This is a genomic window from Arsenophonus sp. ENCA, assembly GCF_002287155.1.
Lineage (GTDB): Bacteria > Pseudomonadota > Gammaproteobacteria > Enterobacterales > Enterobacteriaceae > Arsenophonus > Arsenophonus nilaparvatae.
Genome location: NZ_NHNG01000311.1, coordinates 1 through 3436, shown reverse-complemented (window position 1 = coordinate 3436; position 3436 = coordinate 1). Strand labels below are relative to the sequence as shown.

The following is a 3436-nucleotide window of genomic DNA, read 5'->3' as shown; positions in this document are numbered from 1 at the left end:
AGGCAAACGGCTATAGGAGCCAGATTCAGCGTAAAGGCCATCGAAACAAACCGTTGTCCAAGACTCAGCAAGGGCGAAACCACAGGATTGCAAAGACTAGGGCACGGGTTGAACATGCATTTGCGGCGATGGAACAAATGGGTAGAAAACTGATCCGCACCATTGGACAGGTGCGCGCTAATTTTGCCATGACGATGATGGCAGCATGTTACAACCTAAAGCGGTTGGCGTACTTCCAGAGCGCGTGCATCGTGGCTTTCTGACGCCCAGAATGGGTCAAATGGCCCTAGCCAGGGCAATGTGCGATAGAATCAGTAACGTGATAATCAAAAAAAATCTAATTATTTAGAATGAAAGCCAAGGGTTAATTGAAAATCTTGAGTTTTTCGAGGTGCCCTGACAGGGGTTGCCTCTCTTCATGCCATTGACAGGCAACGCCGGAAAAGAAAAAATCCTTATCATCGGGTAGAATAATCTTATATTCATTTTCTTTTTAATTTCACTTAAAGTTTTAATAATTGATGACAAAGCAAGAATTATCAGCCATGAATATGGCGGGTTTTATCAAAAGCCAAACATTAATACTCTTAGATAAGCTCAATCAACTTAATCTGGATGATTGTGCAGATGAGTGCGAAGATTTGCACGACATGGCAGAAGCACTTTATTTTAATTTAAAACGGACACTGGAAAGGTGATAATTTACGCTTATGCTTTTGTGGCGAAAATGGTACAAATTTTTCTATAAAATGTCCCTAATTTATTTTAATTAATTACAGGAAATAGCATGAAGTTTAGTTATAAATCTTACTTGTTTTTATTGTTATTCAGCTACACCTTAAATGCATTAGCCGATGTTACCGTAATAAAAAAGGAAAATATCAAAAACGAGAAAATTACATCGGCCAAGATAATTTATCATGGAACTATTACTCCAGAAGAAACCATGGAATTGATTTCAGTGATTGATGAAATTAATAACAATTATCCGAAAACAAAAGATATAAAATTATATATAAACAGCTTCGGTGGCAGCATGGAAAGTGCTTATATGGCTTATGAAGCAATTAAACATTCTACTATCCCTGTTATTACAATTAATACTGCGATGGTTGGTTCTGCTGCATCAATCATTTACTGTGCTGGTCAAAGTCGACTTTCTTTTCCGTTAGCAAATTTTGTGTTACATCCTGCGGGTACGCCTAATTTTAAAAGTGAATTTATCAGGCCGAACGAAATAGAGTTACTACGTAAAGATGTGGAAATTGGTAATGATTTTTTTCGAGGCGTTTATCAAGAATGTAGTAACTTAAAAAGTGAAGAGTTACAGAAGATTCTTTTTAGTGAAGACTCCAGAAAATATATTTCAACGAATAAAGCACAGGAATTAAAAATTGCTACAGGAGTTGCCGAGGGGATAATCCCATCAGATATTTCTTACTATATCATTAACAAAAGAAAAGACTAACTGTATTCAGAGAGTGTAAAATAAAATCTGATTGTGTAATTATTTATCTTTGTGGGTTTTATTTCTTCTAAAATCCACAAGGCTAATGACGGGTGCTTTCCTTCTTTTCTTTTTGCGTGGCTTTATAACCGGAATGTTATTATCATAAATAAACATAACAGGGGTATCATTTTCATTCTTAATTTCAATCTTATCAAAATTAACATTTTCACCGTGAAAATAAAGATTAACACCGGAGAGAAATTCAATGTCATAAAATTGTAATTCCTCAATCGCTTCACAAATAGCCTTCGTAAGACTTTGTTTATTCCAGCGACCCGTAAATTTTATTCTCATTCATTTTTCCCGCTTTTATTTTCTGATAATGTTGGTAAATTTTATTTGCATAGTGGAAACGATTTTTAATTGATGTATTGGTATTTTTCATTCCAGCGTTATACATACCAACGGCTAACCAATGTTTACCGTAGAGAGCAAAGTTACGGCTTAAAATCATGGCACCAATATGAATATTTAAACAAGGATGATTAATTAAGTCTTTTTCAGATAATGCAGGATATTCTTTTTTAATGGCATTAAAGGTTTTGCTATTAATCTGCATAATCCCTAAATCAAGTGAACCATCTTTATTTTTGTTTTTTGCATGGGGATTAAAGTTTGATTCTTGTCTGGCAATGGCTCTTAAATAATCGGGGTCAATTTGATAATAGTTTCCTGCTCTATCAAAACAATCGGCAAGTGATAATTTTGAGATAACAAGACAAAACAGCAACATTAAATTTTTTATCTTCATCACAATACTCTTTATTTAATGATGAGCAAGAAGGAAATATTTTTAACCTATCTAGCTTCCCCGTTTATTGGTTTAAACCAGAACAATTAGGCATATTGTCGCCCCTATAAAGCAAAAAGGTTTTTTAAAGAAATACCAATAAAGACTATCAATGTTACCTCACCAAATCCGCTTTTTCTACTACTAACTCACACCAGACGCAAAATAAATTTTGCCTAATTTTATATTTAAATTTTAGATACTTATGTAATAATAGCTTTTTTTATAACCAATAAAAATGATAAGTCAAAAATATTTTTTAAATAAGTTATGGCTATTTTTAAATAAATTCATGTTTTTTAATAAAAAAACATCAAAATAAAGTTTTTATTAATTTATTATTAAGTTTTAACTTAATTTAAAAATAGTTTTAAAATGTGATATAAATCAAAATTTTTCATAAAAAATAGTTATTAATTAATTTTAATATAGTTATAACTTAATTATATAATACGCAATTACATGTAAATTTAATTCATTTCTTTTGAGGTTTGAAAATGAAAGGCGAAAAAAATCATCCTGTTCTGTTAAAAATTCCTTTTAGTATTATGGATTTTATCGATGAAATGGTCGATGAAAAATTAAAAGATGGTGAAAATAAATCTACGGCAAACCGGACGGCGGTTGCATTGGAAATACTAAAAATAGGTGTCAGAGTTTTAAAGAAAAAAAATGAACAAGGTGGCAATAAGGATATTACCTTGGATGAAAAACTCGCTTTAATTGCTGATGCCGTTCTTAAATCCGAATTAAAGCTCGATTCGATGTTTGAATTTGCTCATAAGCGTCCACAGGATATTGATGATAACATGATTAAAGCATTTGGTTATCAAGCTGTGAAAGAAAGAATTAACGAAGTGGATTATAAAGTTAGTCATTTTTTCAGGCAAAAATAAAATCACGCTTTTTTATTTAAAAGCCCCTGATTTTAGGGGCCTAATAAGGTTATTTTTTGTGTTCAATAACTTCTGGTTGAGATTTTTGACCAATAGCAATTTTTTGTGGTTTCTGTTCTTCCGGTATTTCATAATTAAAAATTAATGTTAGCAATCCATCGGCTAAATTGGCATTTTGGATCCTTATGCGATGGTCAAGGTCAAAACTCATCGAAAATCCTTTTTTCTCAATACCTTTAT

At 32.1% G+C, this 3436-nt stretch carries 6 protein-coding genes and 1 pseudogene; 4 read left to right on the top strand and 3 right to left on the bottom strand.

From position 1 onward, the window contains the following. The 3 genes from CBG25_RS08420 to CBG25_RS08410 all read left to right on the top strand — a co-directional run. A partial coding sequence (locus CBG25_RS08420; RefSeq protein ID WP_290603799.1) for a transposase occupies positions 1-263 on the top strand: 263 nt, incomplete at its 5' end. 258 nt (positions 264-521) lie between these two features. Beyond that, positions 522-698 (top strand): Rop family plasmid primer RNA-binding protein, encoded by a 177-nt coding sequence (locus tag CBG25_RS08415; RefSeq protein WP_290605988.1) that lies wholly within the window; start codon positions 522-524, stop codon positions 696-698. Between the two features lie 89 nt (positions 699-787). Next, positions 788-1468, top strand: coding sequence for an ATP-dependent Clp protease proteolytic subunit (locus tag CBG25_RS08410; protein WP_290605986.1), 681 nt, complete (start codon positions 788-790; stop codon positions 1466-1468). Between the two features lie 39 nt (positions 1469-1507). Here the strand turns inward: CBG25_RS08410 and CBG25_RS08405 are convergent, their stop codons facing one another. Both CBG25_RS08405 and CBG25_RS08400 read right to left on the bottom strand, forming a co-directional pair. Further along, entirely contained in the window at positions 1508-1804 is a 297-nt protein-coding gene (locus tag CBG25_RS08405; protein WP_290605984.1) for a hypothetical protein, read from the bottom strand. After that, complete coding sequence (locus tag CBG25_RS08400) at positions 1773-2261, bottom strand: lytic transglycosylase domain-containing protein (RefSeq protein ID WP_290605982.1); 489 nt, start codon at positions 2259-2261, stop codon at positions 1773-1775. Before CBG25_RS08400 ends, CBG25_RS08405 begins: the two co-directional genes overlap by 32 nt. 536 nt (positions 2262-2797) lie before the next feature. Between CBG25_RS08400 and CBG25_RS08395 the strand changes: the two genes are divergently transcribed. Continuing rightward, positions 2798-3196 carry a hypothetical protein gene (locus CBG25_RS08395; protein WP_290605980.1) on the top strand — a complete coding sequence of 133 codons (399 nt, stop codon included), beginning with the start codon at positions 2798-2800 and terminating at the stop codon, positions 3194-3196. A gap of 49 nt (positions 3197-3245) precedes the next feature. Here CBG25_RS08395 and CBG25_RS08390 read toward each other — a convergent pair. Then, positions 3246-3436: pseudogene (locus tag CBG25_RS08390) on the bottom strand (heat-shock protein); the annotation flags it as partial.